Raw genomic sequence first — 25,356 nt, 5'->3', positions numbered from 1 at the left:
GACATATTAATCGCTAAGAAATATCTCGCTAGTGAGTTTTTTGTCACACGAACTTTCCATGGTAGGGTTTATCCTTATAGTATGTAAGGTTTAGTGTGCCTGCTTCGGGGGTTGTATGATAGAAATTGTCATCGATGGAAAATATAGAATTGTAGAAGAGGGGCTAACCCTTCTGGAAGCAGCCAAAGTGTGTGGGGTCGAAATCCCTTCACTGTGCGGAATGAACAAAAGTAACGAGAAAATTCCGTGTGATTTGTGTGTTGTCGAAGTGGAAAGTGGCGGAACTAAGCGCGCCTGTGATCTCAAAGTGTACCGCGGTCTCAATGTCGTCACACAATCAGAACAACTGAGTGAGCACCGCAGAAAAGCGCTCAACCGAATCATGACGGACCACTACGCCGACTGTGAAGCTCCTTGTAAAACGGCGTGTCCTGCTGGAGTAGACATCCAATCTTATCTCTACCATATCTCGCAAAACGATCATCAAAAAGCGATTGAAGTTATTAAACGCACACTGCCAATGCCGTTGTCGATTGGGCGTGTGTGTCCGGCATTCTGCGAAAGTGAGTGTCGCCGTTCTTTGGTGGATGAGCCGATTGCCATTCGCCAACTCAAACGCCATGCCGCAGACGCAGATCTAGCGGCGCATGAAGCGTATGTCCCAGAGAAAAAACCAGCGAAGCATCGCAAGATCGCCGTTGTTGGTAGTGGCCCCGGTGGTTTAACGGCAGGTTATTACTTGTCGAATGAAGGTTATGACGTCACCGTATTTGAGTCCATGCCAAAAGCAGGCGGTTGGCTACGCTACGGCATTCCTGAATATCGCCTACCCAAAGACATTCTAGACAAAGAAATCGAACTGATGTGCCGCAACGGTATGCAAGTTGAAACCAACAAAAAGCTTGGTGTTGATTTCACGTTGTCGCAATTGAGTGAAGACTACGATGCTGTCTGTTTGGCAGTGGGGGCGTCTCAAGCGGTAGAAATGAATTATCCTGGTAGCGAGTTGGGCGGTTGCTACCTCGGTGTTGATTACCTGAAAGATTACGTGACAGAGCAAAACTACGTTACGGGCAAAAAAGTTGCCGTGATTGGTGGTGGTAACACTGCGATCGACTGTGCGCGTACGGCGCGTCGTGCGGGTGCCGATACCACTTTGATCTATCGTCGAACTCGCGACGAAATGCCGGCCGAAGACTACGAAATCGTCGAAGCTGAACATGAGGGCGTGAAGTTCCATTTCTTAACGAATCCGGCGGAAAACATCGCGGATGAAAACGGCCGCGTGAAGGCAATTCGATTAGAACGAATGGCGTTAGGTGAGCCAGATGCGTCTGGTCGTCGTAGTCCGAAACCAACGGGTGAGTTCTTTACTGAAGCATTTGATACCGTGATTGCAGCGGTATCGCAAAAGCCGGATCTCAGCTTCTTAGAAAACGATGAGCTCTCCATTCCTCTAACGCGTTGGAACACATCTGAATCCGATGCTCAAACCATGCACACGGGTACGGGCAATATCTTCAGTATCGGTGATTTTCGTCGTGGTCCTGCAACAGCGGTTGAAGCGGTGGGCGATGGGCGAGTTGCGGCAAAAGCGATTGATCTGTTCCTCAATGGCGATATGGCGGACATGCCGAAACCTGCGTTCAACTCTCGTAAAGAGAAAAAACTGGCGCAGGTTGACCCACTTCATTTCGAAAATATCCAAAAAGTTGCTCGTTCAATCATGCCAGAGTTGACCCCAGCGCAGCGTGAGCAGAGTTTTGCTGAAGTGGAGCTGGGCTTTGATAACGAAGAGGCCATGAAAGAAGCGGCGCGCTGCTTAGAGTGTGGTTGCCAGGCGAATACTGACTGTGCCTTGCGAGATTACTCAACGGAATATCATGCCGAGCAACATTTCGATGTTTCCATGGACGTTTCCTCTGCTAACGTGATTGGTCATCAAGATTGGCTCGATTTACGTGCGAAAGATCTTCGTCACAAATACGAAGTAGACCACAGTTCAGAGTTCATTGAATTTGATGCTAACCGCTGCATTAGTTGTGGTCAGTGTATTCAAGCATGCCGTGAGCAAGCGGTACATGGTGTGTTGAGTTTTGTGTCGGATAAAAATGGCCGACCAGCTTTACGACCAGATGATCGTCCACGATTCCGTTCTGATGAAAAAGGCGCAAGTTGCAGCGGTTTGACGCTCATGGGTGATTCAAAATGCGTGCAATGTGGGGCGTGTGTTCAGGCATGTCCAACGGGCGCGATGGTGGACAGCCGTGACCGCTCTCAAGGCAGAACCGAACATTTAAAAGCCGTCGATACCATTTGTACCTATTGTGGTGTGGGTTGTAAGTTGACCATGTTTGTCGATGAGCAACAAAACAAAATCCGCTGTGTAAAAGGGGCGAATTCGCCGGTTAACCAAGGTATGCTGTGCGTGAAAGGCCGTTTTGGTTTTGATTTCATTAGCAGCGAAGAGCGTTTAACGACACCACTGATTCGTAAAGATGGTTGGTTGCAGCCAGCAAGTTGGGACGAAGCGATTCAGCTAGTGGCTTCGAAGCTTTCGACCATCAAGCAAGATTTTGGTAGCAATGCAATGGCCGGATTCTCTTCAGCGAAAACTACTAACGAAGATAACTACGCGTTTCAAAAATTCATCCGTCGTGAACTGGGTACGAACAACGTTGATCACTGTGCACGTTTGTGTCACGCATCAAGTGTGACAGGGCTTGAAGCATCGTTGGGGAGTGGTGCGATGACCAACGACATTCCGAGCATTAAGCATTCCGATGTGATCTTTATTATCGGTTCTGACACCACATCTGCGCACCCGATCATCGCTTCGCACATCAAACAGGCGATTCGTCATCACGGGGCGCGCTTGATTGTGGCAGACCCGAAACGAGTGGACATGGCTGAACATGCAGAGCTGTACTTAGCGCATCGTCCGGGCACGGATGTTATGTTGCTCAACGGCGTGATGCAGCAAATCATCAAAAATGGTTGGTACGATCAAGAATACATCGAAGAGCGCGTCGACGGCTTTGATACCTTGCTTCAAGAGGTGATGTCGCCAGCGTACAACCTCGACAACGTTGAGTTAGTGACGGGCGTAAAAGCGGACGATATTTTCGCGATGGCGCGAATGATTGGTACGGCAAAACGCACGGCGGTGTATTACTCAATGGGTATTACCCAGCATACAACAGGGCACGACAACGTTCGTTCGATTGCAAACCTGCAATTGTTGTGTGGCAACATCGGTATTGAGGGTGGTGGTATTAACCCACTGCGTGGTCAATCAAACGTACAAGGTGCGTGTGATATGGGCGCATTGCCGAATTGTTATCCGGGATACCAAAAAGTGTATAACCCGATTGTTCGTCAGAAATTCGCGATTGAGTGGGATGCGCCGAACTTACCTTCTGAGCAAGGGCTTACCCTAACGGAAATCATCGATGCGGCGTGCAAACGAGAAGTTCGCGGGATGTACATCATGGGCGAAAACCCAGTACTGAGCGATCCAAACCAAGCACACGTGATTGAAGGGTTGGAAGCACTCGACTTTTTGGTCGTGCAAGACATCTTCCTCACCGAGACGGCGCAGTACGCCGATGTGGTATTGCCTTCTTGTTCATTTGCGGAAAAATCCGGTCACTTCACCAATACTGAGCGACGCGTGCAGCGCGTTAATGCGGCAGTGAAAGCGCCGGGTGAGGCGAAAGAAGATTGGTGGATCATTCAAGCGATCGCAAACGCGATGGGCAGCGATTGGCATTACCAGTGCGTTTCTGAAATCACTAGCGAGATCGCGCGTGTAACGCCGCAATATGCAGGGTTGCGTTGGGACGCGATCACGCCGAACGGTGTTCAATGGCCAAGTAACAAGAACAATCCAAACGGTACTCGTATCATGCACCAAACCCAATTTACCCGAGGGAAAGGGCAAATGGTGGGCGTGCCGTTCCGTTATGCAGCTGAGTTGCCTGACGAAGAGTATCCTTTGGTGCTTACAACAGGGCGTGTGCTAGAACAATTCCACACCGGTACGATGACGCGCAAAACGAAAGGGTTGGATAACCTTGCTGGGCCAAGAGCGATGATCAGTGTTGAAGATGCCGAAGCAATTGGTATCCACAATGGTCAGCGCCTAAAAGTGTCGACTCGTCGTGGCAGCATCGAAATTGATGCGTTTGTGACCAAGCGAATGCAAAAAGGCGTCGTGTTTATTCCGTTCCATTTCGTTGAGTCGCCAGTCAACCGCTTGACGACTACGGCAACGGACCCGCATGCGAAAATTCCTGAATTCAAAGTCGCAGCGGTTAAGATTGAAATCAGTGAAACGGCCGCTCAACCAGAGCCTGTCGAGGAGGCGGTACACCACGTCTGACATCAACGCTTCACGCACTGGCGAGTTGAGAAATTGCATTTAAGCTTATGATATGTAATAGCGAAACGAGCAGTGCGTGTGTCGAGCGTTTTTAAGTGGATCATATTGCTCCTACCCGCTCTTATTTGGCTGGCGGTCAGGCAAATTGAACATATTTGGTGGGCGGAGAATCTTACCTCGATTCCCGCCTTCATTGTGTTCACTTACGTTGTTTTAGCCTCGGCGTTTTTTATCGCTCGCCGATGGTTGCAAAGTGCATTTTCTGCCTTTGTCGCTATTTTGTTTGTCTTGTTACTTGTTCCGCCGCAGCGCAGCCATGTGGCGTCTTGTTCGCAGTCTTTGAGCGTCATTCAATTCAATCTTTTTTACGAAAACTCGGACATCAATCAGTTCATCAACCATCTGTTGAGGCATCCAGCTGATTTGGTGGTGATGCAAGAGCTGACGCCGCGTGTTGGCAGCCTTTTGCACATGTTGGATGATGTCTATCCGCATTATTATGGTGGCCAACGTGACGTGGGGTACCCATCAAATTTGATGATTCTTAGCCGACACCCCATCACGGAAGTTTCAGTTTATCGTGCGCCAAATGGACAAGAGGTCATCAGAGCGGTTTGGTTGCCTAAAGGTCAAGCACCGATCACTTTGTTTGCGGCTCATCCACCGTCACCAAGAACCAGCGAGCTTTGGCATCAAAGAAATGCGTTGGTGCGAACCATAGAAACGCTGACCGCGCTTTATCCTGAGCCAGAGGTGTTGGTTGTGGGGGATTTCAATCTCTCCTCGGTTAGCCCTCGTTTTTCTGCGCTGTTCCCGAGTTTCCAAACCGCGCCAGTGACGAGCTGGCCAACTAACATCAAAGGCATCAACGTGCCAGAGCCGATGATGATAGGTATTGATCATTTGTGGCTAAAATCTGAGCAAGGACAGCGAATCATCTGCTCTCGTGAATCCTCTGCTTTTCCTCAAGGCTCAGATCACCGCATGGTGACAACCCAGATCGGTGTACATATCCCATAGTTCAAGCCCTTAGAGTTTGTCATGTTTCATAAGTAAAACCGGTACTGAGCTTTTCATAGAATTGACTGTCTCTGACTGTTCTCTGTTATTTGAGCAAGTTCCATGACCTAAACTTTGCTTGCTTCCTATACTGAACTAACGAAGCAGGATTTTTATAACAACAAGAGGCAGCTTGCATGACAAGAACAACCTCATTTGCACTCGTTCTATTACTGATGTGCGCATACTTTGGTTACAACCGTTATTACGTGTATCCGCAGCAGTTGGAAACACAGGCCAAATCCATGTTGATACAAATGGCAAATCGCGAAGAGTGGATGGATGTGTTTGAAATGATGAACCGCGTAGAGGCGCACAAAGGGCATTTAGAGCTCGTGGCCGATGTTACGTCTTCTGATGGCAAACGTGCTTACAGTGAAGGCTTTATTACCTATACCGATCGTGAAGGTGTCGTCTGTAAACAGGTGGTGTTTAACTTTAAAATCAACTCTTTGAAAAACTACAGTATTTCAGACTTACGAGACTGCTCGTACGGAGAATATTATTAAGGTGAGTTGCTTAGTTAAGTCCGGTAAAACTAAATTTGAATATCCAAACAAAAATAGCCTCATTGTCGAGGCTATTTTTGTTTCTGCGGAAGAGAAAAAATTGGCAAGTTTAATCGAGCGATTTCTTAAACCTCAGTGACGCGACGACCAATCCAAATACGGTAAACCCGAGCAACCAAAGGGTATCTCGCCATAAGTCCATCAGATCCGCTCCTCGCAACACTATGCCTCGAATCATGCGCATAAAGTGAGTGGCGGGCAGGGCTTCTGAAATCCACTGTGCTGCGACTGGCATGCCCTCGTAAGGGAACATAAATCCAGACAGCAGAATCGAAGGCAGAAGAATGAACACCGTCATTTGCATCGCTTGAAGCTGTGTTGTAGCGATGGTGGATATGACCAATCCCAAAGTTAAGCTGGCGGCGATAAACAACAAGGTTCCAAACAGAATTTGGCTGATTGCACCGTTAATCGGTACGCCGAAAATCCAATGTCCCAACCCTAGAATGATGAAAACCTGAATTAAGCCGACAAAGATATACGGTACGATTTTCGCCACCATTAGCTCTATCGAGTGGATGGGCGTGGTGATCAATAGCTCCAAATTTCCCCGTTCACGTTCTCGTACAATCGCGGCACTGGTGAACAAAATCATCGTCATGGTGAGAATCACACCGAGTAAGCCGGGTACGATGTTGACCGCAGAACGCCGACTTGGGTTGTAGTAGAGTGCGACTTCGAATGTTTTGCTTGGCGCTGGGCGAATCTCGAAATCAAAATCGGTCAATGGCATGGTTTGCAACGACAATATTGCCGAGCTGATCATGGTATCTGACCCATCTACAATCCATTGCCCAAGCTCTCGACCTTGCATCATGCGTTGTGTGAGATCGCTTGGCAAAATCAGCACTGCGCGCACAATACCATCTTGAATCGCTTGTTCAGCCTCTTGCGCGGTGGCATAGGTTTCTTTGATATCCACCACTTGAGTGACTTTGACGGACTGGGTAATGATCCGCCCGGCGGTACTGCCACTTTGGTCAACAACACCTACCGGAATGTTGCGAATGTCCGTATTGATTGCGAAGCCGAACAGCAAAAGCTGGATAAGCGGGATCATCACCACCATGCCAAATGTGATTCGGTCACGGGAAAGTTGGCGAATCTCTTTGATCATGACGGCTTTCATGCGAGCGATAGGTTTCATCATTGGCGGCCTTTCCCTGTCACGCTGACAAAAACATCTTCTAAGCTTGGGCGAGCGTGGTTCATTTCAGCGTTTTGAAGTTCAGGAAACGTCTGCTTTAACCATTCAATCGGCTGCTCGACATGCTGGTGGATAAGGATGCGTAAACGAATCCCCAACTGCGCCGCAGAGCGAACTTCGTCACGTTGAATCAGCTTTTCTTTAAGTTCACGAAGTTTGTCGGCTTTCACCTCAATGATATTAACGCCCATTTGTTCCATTAACCGTTCGGGTTCACCATCGGCACGAATTTCGCCTGATTCCATGATTGCCAGACGGTGGCAGCGTTCCGCTTCGTCCATGTAATGCGTGGTGACCAAAATCGTCGTACCTTGATCGCACAAGTCGAACAACTGCTCCCAAAAATCGCGTCGATTTTCGGGGTCAACGGCGGATGTCGGCTCATCCAAAAATAGCAGTTCGGGTTTGTGCATGGTCGCCGCGGCGAGTGAAAGGCGCTGCTTTTGTCCGCCACTCATGCCGCTTACGCGCTGTTTTCGCAATTGATCCAACCCGTAAGTGGTGAGCTGCTCTTCTATCCGCTCTTTCAGCGATTTGCTGCTTAAACCAAAAATTTGCCCAATAAATTCGAGGTTTTCTTGAACGGATAGGTCGTCGTACAACGAGAACTTTTGTGTCATGTAGCCAATTTTGAGCCGCAGTTGTTCGGATTGTTTTGGGATGTCTAACCCAAGCACATCCACACTGCCTTCACTTGGGCTGAGAAGGCCGGTGAGCACACGAATGGTGGTCGACTTACCACAACCATTTGGCCCCAAAAATCCGTAAATACAGCCTTTGGGCACGTTGAGTGTGATGTTATTGATAGCAGTAAAGTCGCCGAACTTTTTGACCACATTTTGAGCTTGAATTGCATACTCGGTCATTGGCTTACTCCACCAAATCTACTTGGGCAGGCACACCTGACGGCAACGTTTTTGCAGACTCAGGTAAATCAACTTCTGCTAGATACATCAACCGTGAACGTTCTTCTTCGGTTAGTGCGAAGTAGGGCGTGAATGAAGGCTCACTAGCCACCCAACGTACGGTGCCTTGTAATGGACTCTCAAGACCATCGACATTTACCGTCACGGCTTTACCTGGAATAAACCCGATTCGATAATCAGCAGGAACATACACTCGCGCATACGGTACGCGGTTGGCTTGAATCACGGCAACCACACCGTTCACTGGTACGCGTTCGCCAAGATTGTAAGGCAAATTATCGAGCGTACCGTCACGCGTGGCCGTGATGGTGAGTTCTGCCAGCTTTTGCTCTTGCAACGCCACTTCGGCTTTTGCCGCCATTAAAGCGGCTTTAGCTTGTTCGATGTCTTCGAGGCGAGAACCTGCGGTGAGCTTACTGAACTCTTCTTTTGCTGAGTCTAATTCGGCTCTCGCCGAGTCCCTTGCCGCAAGAGCTGAATCTTTTTCGGATTGGCTGATGAGTTTTTTACGCACCAGTTCTGCTTTGCGTTGATAGTTTTTCTGCGCTTCGGTGAGCTGCGCTTCCGCTCGGGCTACGCGAGCCGATGCAGCAGCAATGTCTTCTGGGCGTTCACCATTGGTCAATTTAAGCAAATACGCTCCCGCTTTGGCTTGCTCGGCAACGGCGTGTGCAAGAACGGCTTGTTGATTCTTAGTATCGAGCTGAACCAACACTTCCCCCTCACTGACCAAGCTGCCTTCTTTGACTGGAAGGGCTCTAATTATCTCATTAGATGTGGCAGTAAACGTTACGCGGTCACGCTCTAGAGTGCCAAGCGCTTGATGCGTGTTATCTTTTGAACAGGCGCTTAAAAGGGCAATAACCAATGTGCCAAAAATGATTCGCTTCATAGTGCGGTGCTTCCTTTGAAGAAGTAATGCATGAATAGATAACTTGTGAACGGGAGCGTGTTGATTGAGCCCGCCAACCCGTCGCTAACTGCCATCCATGACGATTTCTTTTTAGAGCTTAGCATTTTATCTACAAGCGATTCTTTTTAAATAGAGAGGCTTAGCGTTGGAACAAGCTTGTCGCGAGGTGGAATGAAAAAACCTTGAACGAGGTCAGGTTTTTCCTGATAAGTAAAATTAAATGCCCAGCGATAAACACTAGGCTAGTTGAGGCTGCAAGTTGTCAATTGATTCTGAATTAGAAATCACTTCACATTTTAAGTGGTTGATTCGTAAAATGGATTGCGGTCGGCCATGACAATGGGCAAGGTGTTGAATAATACGAATCACTCATATAAGGCCATCCATGACAACAACTGGTCACGTGCATTTTTATATTGGCACTTACACCAACCCTCCGAGTACGAGCACGGGCATTGCGCGTCTATTGCTGAACACTGAAACGGGTGAACTGACTCGGCTTGACGATGTTGTAGTTCAACGTAATCCGTCCTATCTCACGACCACCGAACACGGGCTGTATACCTTTAGCGAAATGGATAGAAATGAAGGTGCAGAGCTCGCGTTTTTTCGCGGTAGTGAATCCGTCTCTTTGCCGATTAATGGCGATTATCCGTGTCATTTGGATATCAAAAAACCGTTGTTGGCGGTCGCTAATTATGGCTCTGGAAATGTTAGCGTATTTCAATTGGATCGCGATGGTAAACCGCTAGGTTTATTGGCGGATTTATACGTTGATGGATGCGGGCCGAATTTAGAACGCCAAACTTCTCCTCATGCTCATCAAGTCACGTTTTTAAAGCACAGTGATCAATTGGTTGTCGTAGACTTAGGCAGCGATAGCGTCCTTATTTATGATTACGATGCCCAGCCGCCGGATTTTTCACTGTCGCAAGTGATTCATTTGCCCGCAGGTTCGGGACCGCGCCATGTGGTGTTTAACCAACAAGAGTCGACAGCGTATGTGGTTTGCGAACTGTCAGAAACCTTGATTGTTCTGGTTAAGCACCAAGATAAGTGGCTTATCTCGAATCAAACAGAATTATTAGAAGGGGAAGAGAATCAGCAAGCGGCGGCGGCGATTCGTCTTTCGCAAGATGAAACGTTTTTGTATGTCTCTTGCCGAGCTCAGAACAAAATCAGTGTGTTTGATGTGTCTGGCGATACGCCAAAAAGGCGAGCAGCCATTCACTGTGAAGGGGCTTTTCCACGAGATTTTGTGTTGTCTCGTGATCAAAAGTGGTTGCTGGTTGCCAATCAACATTCCAACAATGTGGTGAGCTTTCGTCGCAATCCTCAAACGGGTGAAATTACCCCAACGGGTTATGACTGTGAGATAGGCTCTCCTGTGTGTATTGTCGAACAACCTTTGTAACGATTAACGCTGAAACAACAGGAAATAGAAAAGCCTAGCGGGCGGCTAGGCTTTCAGGATAAAAACAGTTAACGCCAATCTTCAACGTACAGTTAGACGTAAATTTTGCCTTTCATATACAACACACCATCACCAGATACATTGACGCAATCCTCCTTGACTTCGCAGTACAGAACGCCACCACGCGCTGATGCTTGATACGCCACTAAAGATGCTTTGCCGAGCTCTTGCGCCCAATATGGTGCTAAGCCTGCGTGGATTGATCCTGTGACAGGGTCTTCATCTCCGCCGTTAGCTGGCCAAAAGTAGCGAGATACAAAGTCGTATTGACTGCCTTTTGATGTGACGACGACATCGTAAGGGGCGAGTTGTTTCAGTTGGTCGGATCGATATTGAACATCAAAAACGGTTTGCTCATCTTCCACGACGACGAAGTAAGCTTGTGGGCTAAGCAGTACGTGTGTTATTTCGCAGTTTAATCCCTCAATCAATTGCGTAGGAATGGCGTTGACGGGGTGTGGCGCTCTTGTCGGAAATGTCATTTCAATCTTGCCAAGTGCGTTCTTAATTACGGTTAAGGTGCCCACTTTTAATGTGTGAAACTCAATACTTCCTGTAACGCCGAGTTGATCGAACAACACCATGGAAGCGGCGAGCGTTGCGTGTCCACAAAAGTCGATTTCTGTAAGTGGTGAAAACCAGCGTATTTCATATTGATTCGTTCCAATCGTTTTAACAAACGCGGTTTCAGAGAGGTTGTTTTCCGCTGCAATGTTTTGCATTAGCTCTGGTTCTAACCACTCTTGCAAGGGTAGGACTGCTGCTGAGTTGCCTTTAAATTGCGTGTCTGTAAATGCGTCAACGACGTAGATATCCAGTTCCATTTTGTCTTCCTTGTTCTCTGAGCGGTTGGTTAGCATAAACCAGATGCAACTCAGAGAATAAGAAATTTATGTTTGAATCTTAAAGTATCAAAATAGACGATGGTTTTATATTTTGTGATACTTATTGATGTATCTTGGCTTGGGTTGATGAATAGACTTGAATTGAACTCATTGAAAGGAATAAACACATGAAAGCGATTCACAAGTCTGTTTTGGCCCTTAGCGTTTTGGTTATCGGCTCTGCCCATGCTTTTGAACTAACGAGCAAAGATATTCAAGAAGGTCATCCAATGGCGAAGACATTTGAATATTCAGGTTGGGGATGTGATGGTGCGAACCAGTCTCCACAACTGATGTGGAAAGACGTTCCAAAGGGTACAAAAAGTTTTGCGATTACCGCGTACGATCCTGATGCACCAACAGGCAGTGGTTTTTGGCATTGGATAGCGTTTGATATTCCAGCCTCAGTTAACGAGCTGCCTCGTGGCGTTGATATCAGTAAGCTCGGCGGTAAGGAGTCTCGTATCGATTACGGTACTACTGGTTTTGGCGGCGCATGTCCGCCAGAAAAAGATGGTATGCACCGCTACCAGTTTACCGTTTGGGCGCTGCCGAGTGATAAGTTGAACTTGGATGAGAACACGCCAGCGGCGGTTGTAGGATTTACGTTGAATAGTGTTGCATTGGACAAAGCGAAGTTAACCGCGACTTACACGCGATAATTAAATACTTAAGGGGAGAAGATGGGGCATCAATATCAAGTGACGCTGTTTCGTGCGGAGCAGCAGCAAAAGCTGCGTAACGTCAGGATTCACTCCCCGAGTATTATCCAGATCATTAAAGGGAGTAAGCGTCTGTTTTGGAAAGACGAAGCGTTTGATATTCTTCATCCTAACATCATGCTTTGTGAAGCAAACGCTTCGCTGAATTTTGAAAACCTTCCTCAGCAAGGGCGTTTTCTCTCACGAATGTTCAGTTTTCACTGTGTACCTAGCGATGAAATGTTAGAGCTGAGTATGAGTAATGCATTGGGAAATTACGTCCCAGCGGTGGAGACAGACAAAGCACTGCAAGCGACATTAAATGCCTTGTTTTCTTTTGAACGGGAAAGTTTAAGTGAAGCGACGCAACGTTATTGGATGATGGGGTTGTATCAGCAGTTAGCAGAGCGAGGACTATTGCATCGGCTTTTCTCGAGTTCCAATACCTCGTTCAGTCAGAAACTCAGCCGCTATCTGTCACGCTCTCCGGGCGATGACCACCCTTTGGAATTTGTTGCTGAGCGCTTTGCTATGAGCCGAGCAACGTTGGTACGCAAACTCAAGCAAGAGGGCACTCAGTATCGCGAAGTGCTGGCAGAAGTGCGCTTAAATCACGCACTCTACCTGATGCAAAATGGTTCATACAACGTTGCGTTACTCGCGCAGTTGTGTGGCTATCAATCGGAAGGCCGTTTTAGCCAACGATTTAAAGGGAAGTTTGGTTTAACGCCCAGTGAGTACATAAAAACTGTCGTCAGTTAGTACTTAATATTGCTGTTTGGCTCGATCTTTATGTTTCCAATTTTAGCTCTGGTATTTGGTTTTCATCCTCAGTGCGACGTTAACCAAAGCAATCAGAACGGGAACCTCGATTAGCGGACCAATCACGCCAGCGAATGCTTGATCGGAGTTCAGGCCAAATACAGCAATGGAAACCGCGATCGCCAGCTCGAAGTTGTTGCCCGTCGCCGTAAAAGCGATGGAAGCATTTTTATCGTAAGGGATGCCCATTCTCTTCCCGATAAAGAAGCTGGTAAAAAACATCAATACGAAGTAGATCGCTAGTGGGACTGCCACGCGGAACACATCCATTGGTAGCTGTAAAATCATCTCTCCTTTGAGGCTGAACATCAGCACGATGGTGGCGAGCAAAGCGATCAAAGTAATGGGTGAAATTCGAGGAATAAACACATCGTTGTACCACTTCTCACCCTTTGCAGCGACTAACCATTTACGACTGAGAAAACCAGCGAGGAACGGAATACCTAAGTAAATCAATACGCTTTCCGCAATGTCTCCCATGGAAATATCAACCACAAAACCTTCATAGCCAAAGAACGGTGGAAGTACGGTGATAAATAGCCAAGCCATAACGCTGTAAGTCAGAATTTGAAATGCGCTATTTAATGCCACCAAGGCCGCGCCATATTCTTTGTTGCCGCCGCCAATATCATTCCACACTAAAACCATAGCGATGCAGCGTGCAAGGCCAATCAAAATAATACCGACCATGTAACCTGGATGATCACCAAGAAAGGTTAAAGCAAGAACGAACATCAGGATTGGGCCAATGATCCAGTTCATAACCAGAGACAGCGTGATGGCTTTTTTATCTCTCGTTACTGTTCCTAATAGACCGTAGTTCACCTTGGCGAGTGGTGGGTACATCATCAAAATCAAACCAATGGCGAGTGGTACGTTCGTACTGCCAACGGACATTGCTTCGTTCCATTCTGCTACTTGCGGGTAGGCTGCGCCTATCCCCACGCCGATGGCCATTGCGACAAAGATCCAAACCGTTAAGTAGCGGTCAAGAAAGCTCATTTTTTCGCTGGCACTATTGAAAACTTCAGTCGTCATAGTGGTCTCTATTCGTTTATCGTCGAAAGGCGATATATAAGGTTATAGTTTATCTTTGCGCGCATGGAAAGCGCGCAACGTGTCTTAGCTAAATAAACCGGAAAATTGAGCGTTAAACGCGTTCAGTTTTTCACGTTGAATGCGGTAACAAACCTTTGGCGGGTTAGGTTCTGCACTGATAAACCCTGCCTGTTTTAGAATACGTAAGTGTTCTGATACGGTCGATTGCGCTAAACCTAACTCAGAGACTAAATCGCTGTTTAAGCAGCCGCCCATAGTGTCTAAAGTGTGAAGAATATGCAGAATGCGTAAGCGAGCAGGATGAGACAGCGCTTTTGCTTGAGCGGCGAGTGCTTGCTCTTTATCCAGTTGTTTTTGTGTGGCTTCAAAAGCAATTTCGCATGTTTTGCTGCATTTGTTGCTCATGAGCAGACCTTTATAGTTAATCGTCGAATTGCGATTAAGTGTACGTGTGCTTTTTCTAAGGCGCAACTGTTGGCAGTAAAAAAGCAGAACTTAAAGATACGACGAATAGGGGGTGTGGTATCAGGAGCTAAGTTCTGCTTGGGGGTTAGGTTATGAGCAATTCTCTATATTTCCTGTTCGCCAAACCAGTATGGTGAAAAAAGGGGAGGCAAAAAAGAGAGTAGATTTCTTCACTTTATTCCTGATAAGACCGAATAGGTGGGGTTTTCCTACAATATAGGTACGAAATGCTACTAAAAGGGGAACAAAGTGTTTGGAAGTTTTCTTATTTTATTACCGCCAAGTTCAGTAAAATACACCTATTCAATGGCCTCCTAGAGTTAAGGTACGTGCGGTGTCTGATCTCAACTTATTTCGTTATTACCAACGCTTGCTTTCGTTTAATGTTGGTGATGAAACGAAAACTACATTGCAAGAAATCGCCGATTTATTGTTTACCTCTCCTCGGCATGCGCGCAGCCTGTTGTCGCAAATGCAGGATAAAATGTGGTTGAGTTGGTATCCGAAAGCAGGAAGAAATCAGCGTTCGACCCTCGTACTCAATATCGAGTTAGAGGCTTTAAAAGAAAGCTTAGCTCTCGCGCGTATTAAGCGAGGTAAGTATGAGAAAGCGCTCGCGATATTAGATGAGGATGAAGTTGCGTTTGGACGTTTATTGAAAACAACGTCAGGCGCATCGGTTCAAGAAGGTCAGCTCAACATTCAACTGACCTACAAACGTATGTTCGAGCGTATGGTTCCGCATCAACTGCAGCGAAGTAGTGAACGTTTTTTGCTTCGCCAAATTTATTGTTGTTTGGTTTCAAGCGATTACAACGGACAGGTGCAGCCAGAGTTGGCTCATCATTGGCGTTATGATGACAGCTTGTACGAATGGACATTTTATCTTCGTCCGGGTCTGACTTTTCATAATGGCAACCCAATTGATGCTGAAACGGTTGTCAGTTTGTTCGCCAAATTAAGCTCTTTGGAATACTACGAAAAAGAGCTGGCGCATGTTGCCAACATTACGGCACTTAATCCATTGAAGGTTGTTTTTAAGCTTAACCGACCAGACTTGGGTTTTGCTGGACTTATTTCTGGCGTGAAATATGGCATTCAGCCCGTGAGTCAGGTGAACGTTGCGAACAACAAGTTGGTGGTGGGGAGTGGTCCATTTTCCGTCGTTGAGCACAGTGAAAACCGTTTGAAACTGCAAGCGTTTGATGGCTATTACGCGTGTCGAGTATTAACGGATTTTGTGACGATATGGATCGTCAACGATGAACAGATGGAAAATCCATCGCTTGCCGCAAACACATTGCAACCAGAACCTGATTCTGCTGATGACATGTGCAGCCACTATATGTCGACGCCAAACAGTGAAGTATCACCAGCGAGTAAACGCAGTCGAACGGAAGACGGTTGTTTGTTCGCACTGTTTAACCATCATGCAAAGCACGCTTTGTCTCAGGCCCAGCGCCGATACATCAGTGAATTGATTCAACCTGAACAGCTAGCTGAAGTGATGCGTAATGAAAACATTATATTTGGGAGCATACCTGCTTATAACTTATTGCCTAACTGGAAACCGGTGTTGCGTCCATTTGGAGAAGCGGTCAAGTTGCCAAAGCTGATCACCATCGCAGGGTACAATTACACGGCACTACGCCGGTGTGCACGAGCGATTTCTTCGCGTCTAAAACATGCGGGCAGCCGAGTCGAGATCGTTATGTACTCCTACCGTGAACTGAGCGAGAAAGCCAAAAACGGTACGCTTGATGAGACTCTGGTTGTCACCAATATTAACTTGGACGATAACCGTCATGCGTCTGCGTTTAGCAACTTCTTTAGCAATGCCGTGCTTTACCACACCTTAGGGGCGCAAAATGCGGCGTGGTTGGATGCTCAAATGGAAAATGTCCGCGCATTCTCACCGCTTGAAGATTATCTGAGCGCGTTAGAGCCGATTGCGTCCACATTGATTAGCGAATATTGGATTGCACCGATGTTTCACCATACTCAGACGCTACGTTTTCAAGGGGTCTTGGAAGATGTCGCACTCACAAACTGGGGATGGCCAGACATACGATCCGTTTGGTCTGCGGACTGATCAAAACCGCCTGAATGGCGGTTTTTTGTGTCTGCAATTTGGTGAAAGCCAGTGACGTTTTTATTTTTTCTAGCCAACAAGTGTGATGCTTATCTACGTTTGAGCGCGAGTGATCAAGAAACAGCCCGAAATGAACTTTGAAATTAATCACGAATTATATCGAGTCAATAGGTCTAATGTGATCTGATTTAAATAATGTAACTTTAAGAATATTTTCGAGAAGGTGATTGTATTCAAAATTCGTCTATTGACTTGTTGCTCAAATAAAATTTGTAGATTTTTTACGTGTGGGATTTTTGAGCTCTGTCCATTTAAACAAATTGACAGGCTTTAAAGTGTGACTCGAAGCGCAAAAGTAGCTCGGTTGCGCGGTTGGGACTCTGTTATTGATAATTAACCCATCAGATGACGAACTGTTGATAGGGTTAAATATGTTGTACGAGTTAATCGACCACGAACTAGTAGATGTAATTAATGATCGCGCTTACCAATGGCAAGATGCGGTTAAAAAGACAACGCAATACCTAGAAAATAAAGGTTACGTCTCCCAGCATTATGCTGATGCAATCATCCGTTCAACGGAAGAAAACGGTCCTTACTATGTGTTATGCCCTGGATTGGCAATGCCTCATGCCCGACCTGAAACTGGTGTTTTAAAAACAGGCTTAGGCATTCATATTTTCCCATCACCTGTTGATTTTGGATCGGATCTCGGTCCGGCCAATATTCTTATTACCTTAGCTGCGAAAGACTCTGATACCCACATTGAGGTGATTCAAGCGTTGAGCGAGATGTTTGTGGATGAAGAGAACATTGCAAAACTGGCACAAGCCTCTTCCAAAGAACAAGTGCTAGACATAATAAAAGCATACTAAAAGGAACATAACGTGAAAGCAAACATGCGAGCTAATGTGCAAGCCTTCGGAGGTCATTTGACCGCCATGGTGCTGCCAAATATCGGAGCCTTTATCGCTTGGGGCTTTATTACTGCACTCTTTATTCCTACGGGCTGGATGCCAAACGAAGCCTTTGGCGAACTTGTGGGGCCAATGATCACTTACTTGCTGCCACTTTTGATTGGTTACACCGGTGGTCAGATTGTTGGTGAAAAACGTGGCGCGGTAGTGGGGGCTATCGGTACGATGGGCGTGATTGTCGGGGCTGACATACCGATGTTTGTTGGCGCAATGATCATGGGCCCACTGAGTGCTTGGGTTGTGGTGCAAGTGGATAAACGTATTCAACACCGCATCCCTTCTGGTTTTGAGATGGTGGTCAACAACTTCTCGTTGGGTATCGTCGGTATGTTGTTGTGTTTGTTCGCCTACGAGATTGTTGGCCCTTCAGTCACCGCAGCAAACTTGTTTGTGAAATCAGGCATCGAAGCGTTGGTTGCGACGGGTTTCCTGCCTCTGTTAGCGATCATTAACGAACCAGCAAAAGTGCTGTTCCTCAACAATGCCATTGACCAAGGCATATACTACCCACTAGGCCTGCAAGCGGCCGCAGAAACGGGCAAGTCCATCTTCTTTATGGTGGCATCTAACCCAGGTCCAGGTCTTGGTATGCTGCTGGCTTACGCGAAGTTTGGTCAGGGTTTGTCTAAACGTTCTGCGCCAAGTGCCATCATCATTCACTTCTTTGGTGGTATTCATGAGCTGTACTTCCCATACGTACTCATGAAACCAATCATGATTGTGGCAATGATTGCTGGTGCGGCAACAGGCATCGCAACCTTCAACCTATTCGATGCAGGCTTGGTCGCGGGTCCAAGTCCAGGCTCTATCTTCTCTTACCTTGCTCTTACTCCGAAAGGTAGCTTCATTGCGACCATCGCCGGTGTGACAAGTGCAACGATTGTCTCTTTCTTGGTAGCAAGTGCGATTCTGAAAGTGAGCAAATCAGAAGAAAAAGAAAGCGAGTTTGAGAAATCAGTTTCTGACATGAAAGAGATGAAAGCAGAAGGCGCAGTTAAGCCAGTTGCAGCTGCGACGACGCAAGAGCCGAGCAAGCCAATTTCATTTGTCGCATTCGCATGTGATGCGGGTATGGGCTCTAGTGCAATGGGCGCATCGACCTTCAAACGCAAGCTGGTACAAGCTGGGATAGACATTGAAGTGAAGAACTTCGCCATCGAGAAAGTCCCGAGTGAAGCCGATATCGTCGTGACACACGAGAGCTTAGAAAGCCGTGCAGTCAACGCGACAGGTTTACCAGTCGTAACGATCAAGAACTTCCTCAACGACCCAGCGCTTGACGAGCTGATGGATAAGATTAAGCAACAAACGGTCGCGACTGAGCAACCAGCCTAACAATGCAGTTTGGGGCGGCAGGTATCGCCCCAATTAGGAGAGAAATCATGGTACAAACAACGGCAGCGGTTATCTGTGGTGAGAAAAACGTTCAATTAAGAACCTTTGATTTACCAAACATTTCAGCCGACGAACTTCTGGTTAAAAACATTTCAAACAGCATTTGTCTATCCACTTACAAAGCAGCATTGTTAGGTAGCAAACACAAACGCGTTCCTGAAAACATTGACGAAGTGCCAGTGATGACAGGTCATGAATACGCAGGTGTGATTGTTGAAGTCGGTGAGAATCTAAAAGACCGATTCAAAGCTGGCGATTACTTTGTTCTGCAACCTGCCATGGGCTTGCCAACAGGCTACTCGGCGGGCTACAGCTATGAGACATTTGGCGGCAACGCGACGTATTCCATTATTCCTAAAATCGCTATCGACCTAGGCTGCGTGCTGCCTTACCACGGCGATTACTTTGCTGATGCGTCGCTGGCTGAGCCAATGTCTTGCATTATCGGTGCGTACCATGCGAGCTACCACACCACGCAATACGTGTACGAGCACGATATGGGCATCAAAGAGGGCGGAGCATTAGCGCTACTTGCGTGTGCTGGCCCAATGGGCATTGGTGCGATTGACTATGCGATCAACGGCCCTGTAAAGCCAAAACTGATCGTGGTGACGGACATCGACGCCGCGCGTTTAGACCGAGCTGAAAGCCTCATTCCCGTTGCAAAAGCCAAAGAGCAGGGCGTAGAACTGCACTACGTGAACACGGCTCAAATCGACGACCCGGTCACGTACCTCAAAGCACTCAACGGTGGCAATGGTTATGACGATGTAATGGTCTACGCGGCGGTTGCTCAAGTGCTTGAGCAAGCGGATGAGCTACTTGGCAATGATGGTTGCTTGAATTTCTTTGCTGGCCCAACGGATAAGAACTTCAAAGTGCCGTTTAACTTTTACAACGTGCATTACGAATCAACCCATATTGTAGGGACGTCCGGTGGTTCAAAGGGTGACATGGTGGAATCTATAGAGCTTTCCTCACAAGGTAAGATCAATCCATCGTTCATGATCACGCATGTTGGTGGCTTACAAGCTGCACCCCATACGATTTTGAATCAGTTGGATATTCCGGGCGGTAAGAAGTTGATTTACCCGCATATTGACCTGCCATTGACCGCGATTGATGATTTCTTATCGTTGGTAGACCAAGACCCGTTCTTCGCCGAATTAGACGCAATTTTGAACGCTAATAACTATGTGTGGAACGCACATGCAGAAAAAGCGTTACTTGAGTTTTATGACGTGAGCTTAACGGTTTAGTTGCAACGAATTTGTGTGGTAGCCTTTGCGCTGCCACACAATGGAGAGGTCATAATACGTTGTCACGTGAAGATGAATTACTGGAGAAACTGGACGAGTGCGAAAATGCCACTGCGTTTCTTCAGGTTTCTAACAAAATAATTAACCTCAAGTTAAAAGCACTGCTTCCGAAAGTGTTCGTTCAAGACGACCTTGTGAAGGAGTATGCTGTGGATCCTTTATTGAAAGAAGATGGTCCGTTAGCAACAACCGATGTGGTATCGAAGCTGATGTTTGCGATGGGCAAAATCTCTTTGGAAACTTACGCCGATATCGGGTTGTACGATCAGGTGTTGGAGTATGTGGTTAGCCAACCGGAGAAAGTCGAATTCGCGGATGACGTGATTTATGACTTCATCAAAAACCAAGCGGTACTCTCTTCTCAGCAAGACAGCTTTTATCTTGAGTCGATCAATCAGCTTAAGTTCTCTTCGTTTGAGTCCTTTTCGCAAATGAGATACGAATCTCTCATCAAAACAGTGTTGAAGCTGTCGTGTGAAATGTTGATAGAAAGAATCGAAGGGGAGATCAATCAATAAGGGTTCACCATGAAAGTGAATTTAAACGTCAGTGGTTTTGAAACCGAAGCTACCTTTCCTGATGCCGACGTAAAGCGAATCCATCAACCTCTTATCGAAAAATTTACCCGTCTTTATCATGAGAAGCAGGAACGCATTGTGGTGTTCTTGTGTGCCCCTCCGGGCAGCGGTAAGTCAACCCTTGCTGCGTTCTGGGAATATCTCTCCGAACAAGATGAAAACCAAGAGCCGCTTCAGGTTCTGCCTTTTGATGGTTTCCACTATCCAAATGAGATCCTCGACAACAATACGATTGAACGAGATGGCGAGCTCGTGCCTCTGCGCAGTATTAAGGGAGCCTATCAAACATTTAATCTGACGGAGCTTATCGACAAGCTCAAACAGCTCAAAATGAAAGATACAAAATGGCCATACTACGACCGCAATTTGCATGATCCAGTCGACGACGCCATTTTGGTAAATCGGAATGTGGTTGTCGTTGAGGGGAATTGGTTACTGCTTAATGAACCAGTATGGAAAGAACTGCATCGCTTGGCCGATTTCACTGTGTTTATTGATACCCAAGCGGAGTTTCTACAAGAGCGTTTAGTCAATCGTAAGATTCGTGGTGGCACAGATCCAGAAGCTGCATTGGAGTTTTATTTGAACTCAGATGCCGTAAATGTAGATAAGGTTTTAAATCACTCAATTCCAGCGGATCTCACGCTGTTTCTCAATCAAAGCGGTTCGTTCGAAATTCGATAATTCGTCCACAACTTAGGAGGCCACCATGGATATCGTCGTTGATAGCCACACCCATACTATTGCCAGTGGACATGCCTACAGCACCATTTTAGAGAACGCATTGTCTGCCAAGAATAAGGGGCTAAAACTTCTTTGTACCACTGATCATGCTCCCGAGATGCCAGGAGCCCCTCACTACTGGCATTTCAACAATCAAAGAATTTTGCCCCGTTTTTTACACGATGTAGGTATTCTCCGTGGTGTCGAAGCTAACACGCTGAATGTGAAAGGGGAGATAGACTTACCATCGTCTTCTGACCAACATCTTGACTGGGTGATTGCGAGTTTCCATGAACCCGTATTCAAGCCCGCAACCGAAGCTGAGCATACTGCCGCTCTAATAAATGCGATTAAAAGCGGCAGAGTGGATGTTCTTGGTCACTTAGGTAACCCAAATTACCCATTCGATATGGAACAGGTGCTGCGCTGCGCGAAAGAGCACAATGTTGCGGTTGAAGTTAACAATACATCTTTGACAGGCAAAAGCCGTAAGGGTAGTGATTCCCGTTGTGATCGCATTGTCGAGCTGGGCAAAGAGATTGGCGTTTACTTCAGTACCGGATCTGATGCGCACTTCTGTGAAGAGATCTCTAAGTTAGATTTGGCGATTGCTTTGCTGGAAAAACACGGTGTGGAAGAAGAGAAGATACTCACTACGTCGACGAGCCGATTCTTGAACTTCTTATTGCTGAGAGGTAAGGCGAAGATTTCAGAGTTTAAGGATTTTTACTAAGTAAAATCCCAAACACATTAAATGAAGTATTTTCTTATACAGTCCTAAAACCCGCCAAGCTGCGGGTTTTATTCGTTTTGGGGAGGCGTAGAACAAACAACTCGACTGTGATTTAAAGCGTGAAAAGAAGAATCAATGAAAAAGGGAACGAAGGCCATAATTCGAGAATATTATAGGACGAGCGGGAATTTTATTGCTCTTAATCAGTCATAAGGTTATGAGCCGCTTTTTGTGTTCCGCTGTTCAATAACGAGCGATAACAGGCGAACAAGTAGGGACTGAGCTTCAGGAGACAGCAAGCGTGCAACGGCCATTAGATCATCCGCTGTTACATGTTGAACGTCTCTTATATCCAATGCGATGTCGAGATCGGTCAAATGCAGAGAGCGCAGTATGGAGCGATATTGGGAAAGTTTCAGGTCGGATTCTCCACGCTCTATCCGTTGATACGTTTTCACACTCATCCCTGCGATGTTTGCCATTTGTTCACGGGAGAGGCCACTCGCTTTTCTTCTCGCAATCAGTGCTTCAATAATAGGGTCGACCTGCATGTGCTCTCCTGAAAGGACAGTTTTGACCTAAATAAAGCAAGAAGTGGACCAGTTTAACCATCTCATATTTACCTGTTTTGCAATCAGTATAAGAATAGCTATCTAATAAAAATGTACATATTTTAGTCAGTTATAAACTCAATGGAAAAGTATCAATCATACAAATCAATAGAGACAAAATCCTCAATTCGCAAAATGCAACGCATTTTAGATCAATTATTTAGCGAGCTTAATGAGCAGCATCGTGTAACTAAAGAAAATGTTGTCGCTCTGACTCGACAGTCTCAACAGAGGTTGATGAACTACAAAGAGCTTTATCTTCATAAAGAATCGATAGGTGAGGTAGAGTTGCAGATTGCGTATGAAAATATGAGTGTGACTGAGAAGCAGGTCGCGGATATGGGCGTTTCAGCATTAACTTATATCATCGGAGCGTTAGATAAAGCGTATTAATAGAATGGGCAAGCTAGCTTAGATTTAGACAGTTTGGATAACACCAAAAAGAAAGGATGCAAATGCTGGGGAACCACACCCAGCATTCGGACACTCAATTTACCTATAGTTTCGAACCGTAAATCAGTGTTTAGAGGTATGTGAACCGAACAGTGTCGGTACGCAGCGAATAATAGCGATATTGTCCGATCTAGGCTACGCCCCTGGAATCTAACACCTTTACTTGAACTGTAAATTAATTTGTACACCCATCCAAAATTGAGCGGTTGAGCACGTTCTTACTCTCATTAGGCGATAAAAGACTGAATAGTGATGAAAATAACGACACATCTTAGGTGAATGAGGAGAGTTGTTAAAATATATCGCTATAAGATTGACCTTTTGCTTTTCAATCGTCCTGCTTATGCCTTACAATCTTTTCGAACCAAATCCATTCACAACGAATGGGGTTGATGAATTAAGATGAACAATTTTGCTTCGAACCCAAAGTTGTGCGCATTTCATCAACGATGACATCGCCCAAAACGACTCTCAAGTGTTCATGTGCAATTGAATTAACCACCTTTTGCTGCATGTTTTCTTAGCCATATAGGGTTCTTGTAACCAAATTTTGGTTGAGTAGAGCGTTTTGTTGGGTGTGCTTTGGATGTAGCACAACTGGCGAGAAATAAACGGATTGAATTTAGAGGTATTAACCGTGAACCTAAAACTTGTCGGCAGCTCCCTGATCGTTGCAGGTACTGCTCTTGGCGCTGGTATGCTTGCTATACCAATGGTGCTTGCTCAATTTGGCCTCCTCTGGGGCACTCTTCTTATGTTGTTCATCTGGGCTGGGACGACTTACGCTGCGCTGCTCCTTCTTGAGGCCAGTTGCAAAGTAGGCGGCGGCGCTAGCATGAATGCAATTGCTCGCGAAACGCTAGGTAAAGGTGGCCAGTTGGTAACCAACAGCTTGCTTTACGCCCTGTTAGTTTGTCTATTGATGGCTTATATCATTGGTGCGGGTGATCTCGTACAAAAAGTAACAGCCTCAATTGGGCTGCCAACATCTACGATCGCAAGCCAAGTCGGTTTTACTCTTTTAGTCGGTATCATTGTTTCGGCAGGTACAGGAGTTGTAGATAAGCTTAATCGCGGTTTGTTCCTAGGCATGATCGTGGCGTTGATCCTGACACTTTTTGCGCTTGCACCAAGCGTCTCGTTTGAGGGACTTGATGAAGTCGTGAGTGACGATAAGATGGCGCTAATTAAGACAAGCTCGGTGCTTTTCACCAGTTTCGGTTTTATGGTCGTGATCCCATCGCTTGTAACTTACAACAAAGAGGCGAGCAAAACACAACTGCGTAATATGATTATCGTGGGTTCAACTATTCCGCTTGTTTGTTACCTATTATGGTTGTTAGCAGTTGTCGGTAACCTACCACCTCATGAGCTTGTTCAATACTCCAATGTAACAGAGTTAATCTCGGTATTAGGTCAGCAATACGAAGGTTTGGAGTTTATCCTATCCATGTTCACTGGGTTAGCACTGCTAACGTCGTTCTTAGGTGTGGCAATGGCGCTATACGATCAAAATGCAGACTTACTGAAAGCAAGTAAGCCAGTGATTTTTGTTACTACTTTTGTGCTACCACTACTAGGTGCTGTATTTGCGCCAGAACACTTCTTGGCTATTCTTAGCTACGCGGGGATTATTCTTGTGTTTCTCGCGGTCTTTGTCCCATTATCAATGACAATGAAAGTGCGTCGAGTGCCAGTAGAAGATGACAGTATTTATGAAGCTGGTGGCGGCGTAATGGGAATGAGCATGATCTTCCTGTTCGGCTGTTTCTTGCTGTTTGCCCAAGCAGTATAAAATCACGCTAGCTGATTTAAAAACTGAGCCGCTCGTTGTATAACGGGCGGTTTTTTTGTATTCATAGCCGAATCCAGGCCACTCAAAGTCATCAGCATTTTTGAAGTTTGACGTTTCTCTGATAATCACGGTTAGCTCTGACTTTTAAGTAAAACTCCTTAGCGAAAGGCTGACATGTACAGTGATTCACCCTTCTATTATATCGATGTTGATATGA

Annotated in this window: 22 protein-coding genes; 15 read left to right on the top strand and 7 right to left on the bottom strand. The window is 46.3% G+C overall.

All coding sequences use genetic code 11. The features are described 5' to 3' along the window. Positions 1 to 115: 115 nt before the first annotated feature. The 3 genes from fdhF (at position 116) to FKN16_RS10845 (ending at position 5,952) form a co-directional block, all read left to right on the top strand. Positions 116 to 4,384: a formate dehydrogenase subunit alpha gene (gene fdhF, locus FKN16_RS10855; RefSeq protein WP_170902675.1), complete on the top strand. Its 4,269-nt coding sequence runs from the start codon at positions 116 to 118 to the stop codon at positions 4,382 to 4,384. A gap of 78 nt (positions 4,385 to 4,462) precedes the next feature. Continuing rightward, complete coding sequence (locus tag FKN16_RS10850; RefSeq protein WP_170902674.1) at positions 4,463 to 5,404, top strand: endonuclease/exonuclease/phosphatase family protein; 942 nt, start codon at positions 4,463 to 4,465, stop codon at positions 5,402 to 5,404. A 176-nt stretch (positions 5,405 to 5,580) separates the two neighbouring features. Next, positions 5,581 to 5,952, top strand: a complete 372-nt coding sequence (locus tag FKN16_RS10845) for a hypothetical protein (RefSeq protein WP_005391248.1) — start codon at positions 5,581 to 5,583, stop codon at positions 5,950 to 5,952. A 109-nt stretch (positions 5,953 to 6,061) separates the two neighbouring features. On the opposite strand, the gene FKN16_RS10840 is transcribed toward FKN16_RS10845, so the two are convergent. From FKN16_RS10840 to FKN16_RS10830, 3 genes are read right to left on the bottom strand one after another with little or no spacing between them, the layout of a single operon-like run. Further along, on the bottom strand, positions 6,062 to 7,159 hold the full coding sequence (locus FKN16_RS10840; protein ID WP_005498311.1) for an ABC transporter permease: 1,098 nt from the start codon (positions 7,157 to 7,159) through the stop codon (positions 6,062 to 6,064). Then, the gene (locus FKN16_RS10835; RefSeq protein WP_170902673.1) at positions 7,159 to 8,085 is read right to left on the bottom strand and encodes an ABC transporter ATP-binding protein; all 927 of its coding nucleotides are present in this window, start codon (positions 8,083 to 8,085) and stop codon (positions 7,159 to 7,161) included. The genes FKN16_RS10840 and FKN16_RS10835 overlap by 1 nt, the downstream gene beginning before the upstream one ends. A gap of 4 nt (positions 8,086 to 8,089) precedes the next feature. After that, complete coding sequence (locus tag FKN16_RS10830) at positions 8,090 to 9,037, bottom strand: HlyD family efflux transporter periplasmic adaptor subunit (RefSeq protein ID WP_170902672.1); 948 nt, start codon at positions 9,035 to 9,037, stop codon at positions 8,090 to 8,092. Positions 9,038 to 9,443: 406 nt separating this feature from the next. On the opposite strand from FKN16_RS10830, the gene FKN16_RS10825 reads away from it, so the two are divergent. Then, positions 9,444 to 10,472 carry a lactonase family protein gene (locus tag FKN16_RS10825; RefSeq protein WP_075110103.1) on the top strand — a complete coding sequence of 343 codons (1,029 nt, stop codon included), beginning with the start codon at positions 9,444 to 9,446 and terminating at the stop codon, positions 10,470 to 10,472. Positions 10,473 to 10,564: 92 nt separating this feature from the next. Here the strand turns inward: FKN16_RS10825 and FKN16_RS10820 are convergent, their stop codons facing one another. Beyond that, a complete protein-coding gene (locus tag FKN16_RS10820) occupies positions 10,565 to 11,356 on the bottom strand; it encodes a PhzF family phenazine biosynthesis protein (protein ID WP_170902671.1) in 792 nt (263 codons plus the stop codon). Positions 11,357 to 11,544: 188 nt separating this feature from the next. On the opposite strand from FKN16_RS10820, the gene FKN16_RS10815 reads away from it, so the two are divergent. Next, the gene (locus FKN16_RS10815; RefSeq protein WP_005482606.1) at positions 11,545 to 12,078 is read left to right on the top strand and encodes a YbhB/YbcL family Raf kinase inhibitor-like protein; all 534 of its coding nucleotides are present in this window, start codon (positions 11,545 to 11,547) and stop codon (positions 12,076 to 12,078) included. A 21-nt stretch (positions 12,079 to 12,099) separates the two neighbouring features. Further along, the gene (locus FKN16_RS10810) at positions 12,100 to 12,879 is read left to right on the top strand and encodes a helix-turn-helix transcriptional regulator (RefSeq protein WP_170902670.1); all 780 of its coding nucleotides are present in this window, start codon (positions 12,100 to 12,102) and stop codon (positions 12,877 to 12,879) included. Positions 12,880 to 12,921: 42 nt separating this feature from the next. Here the strand turns inward: FKN16_RS10810 and arsB are convergent, their stop codons facing one another. Both arsB and FKN16_RS10800 read right to left on the bottom strand, forming a co-directional pair. Beyond that, on the bottom strand, positions 12,922 to 13,977 hold the full coding sequence (arsB, locus tag FKN16_RS10805; RefSeq protein WP_170902669.1) for an ACR3 family arsenite efflux transporter: 1,056 nt from the start codon (positions 13,975 to 13,977) through the stop codon (positions 12,922 to 12,924). 84 nt (positions 13,978 to 14,061) lie between these two features. Continuing rightward, positions 14,062 to 14,403 (bottom strand): winged helix-turn-helix domain-containing protein, encoded by a 342-nt coding sequence (locus tag FKN16_RS10800; RefSeq protein ID WP_047008393.1) that lies wholly within the window; start codon positions 14,401 to 14,403, stop codon positions 14,062 to 14,064. A gap of 394 nt (positions 14,404 to 14,797) precedes the next feature. Here FKN16_RS10800 and FKN16_RS10795 point away from each other — a divergent pair, with 394 nt between their 5' ends. The 7 genes from FKN16_RS10795 (at position 14,798) to FKN16_RS10765 (ending at position 22,280) form a co-directional block, all read left to right on the top strand. After that, positions 14,798 to 16,555 (top strand): SgrR family transcriptional regulator, encoded by a 1,758-nt coding sequence (locus FKN16_RS10795; RefSeq protein WP_170902668.1) that lies wholly within the window; start codon positions 14,798 to 14,800, stop codon positions 16,553 to 16,555. Between the two features lie 431 nt (positions 16,556 to 16,986). After that, positions 16,987 to 17,430: a PTS sugar transporter subunit IIA gene (locus FKN16_RS10790; protein WP_005391226.1), complete on the top strand. Its 444-nt coding sequence runs from the start codon at positions 16,987 to 16,989 to the stop codon at positions 17,428 to 17,430. A gap of 12 nt (positions 17,431 to 17,442) precedes the next feature. Further along, positions 17,443 to 18,867: a PTS mannitol transporter subunit IICB gene (locus FKN16_RS10785; RefSeq protein ID WP_346341421.1), complete on the top strand. Its 1,425-nt coding sequence runs from the start codon at positions 17,443 to 17,445 to the stop codon at positions 18,865 to 18,867. Between the two features lie 47 nt (positions 18,868 to 18,914). Next, positions 18,915 to 20,186 (top strand): zinc-binding dehydrogenase, encoded by a 1,272-nt coding sequence (locus tag FKN16_RS10780; protein WP_170902667.1) that lies wholly within the window; start codon positions 18,915 to 18,917, stop codon positions 20,184 to 20,186. Positions 20,187 to 20,245: 59 nt separating this feature from the next. Then, positions 20,246 to 20,764 carry an MltR family transcriptional regulator gene (locus FKN16_RS10775; RefSeq protein WP_031780192.1) on the top strand — a complete coding sequence of 173 codons (519 nt, stop codon included), beginning with the start codon at positions 20,246 to 20,248 and terminating at the stop codon, positions 20,762 to 20,764. Positions 20,765 to 20,773: 9 nt separating this feature from the next. Continuing rightward, complete coding sequence (locus tag FKN16_RS10770; protein WP_170902666.1) at positions 20,774 to 21,508, top strand: nucleoside/nucleotide kinase family protein; 735 nt, start codon at positions 20,774 to 20,776, stop codon at positions 21,506 to 21,508. Between the two features lie 25 nt (positions 21,509 to 21,533). Then, positions 21,534 to 22,280 (top strand): phosphatase, encoded by a 747-nt coding sequence (locus tag FKN16_RS10765; RefSeq protein ID WP_170902665.1) that lies wholly within the window; start codon positions 21,534 to 21,536, stop codon positions 22,278 to 22,280. Positions 22,281 to 22,495: 215 nt separating this feature from the next. Here the strand turns inward: FKN16_RS10765 and FKN16_RS10760 are convergent, their stop codons facing one another. After that, positions 22,496 to 22,831, bottom strand: a complete 336-nt coding sequence (locus FKN16_RS10760) for a helix-turn-helix transcriptional regulator (RefSeq protein ID WP_005391220.1) — start codon at positions 22,829 to 22,831, stop codon at positions 22,496 to 22,498. Positions 22,832 to 22,972: 141 nt separating this feature from the next. On the opposite strand from FKN16_RS10760, the gene FKN16_RS10755 reads away from it, so the two are divergent. Together FKN16_RS10755 and FKN16_RS10750 are read left to right on the top strand one after the other, a co-directional pair. Further along, positions 22,973 to 23,284 carry a hypothetical protein gene (locus FKN16_RS10755; protein ID WP_006742087.1) on the top strand — a complete coding sequence of 104 codons (312 nt, stop codon included), beginning with the start codon at positions 22,973 to 22,975 and terminating at the stop codon, positions 23,282 to 23,284. Between the two features lie 697 nt (positions 23,285 to 23,981). Next, complete coding sequence (locus FKN16_RS10750; protein ID WP_170902664.1) at positions 23,982 to 25,139, top strand: aromatic amino acid transport family protein; 1,158 nt, start codon at positions 23,982 to 23,984, stop codon at positions 25,137 to 25,139. Positions 25,140 to 25,356 lie beyond the last annotated feature (217 nt).

The organism is Vibrio sp. 11-4(1) (assembly GCF_013048625.1).
Lineage (GTDB): Bacteria > Pseudomonadota > Gammaproteobacteria > Enterobacterales > Vibrionaceae > Vibrio > Vibrio diabolicus.
This window is presented reverse-complemented; position numbering and strand designations above follow the sequence as displayed.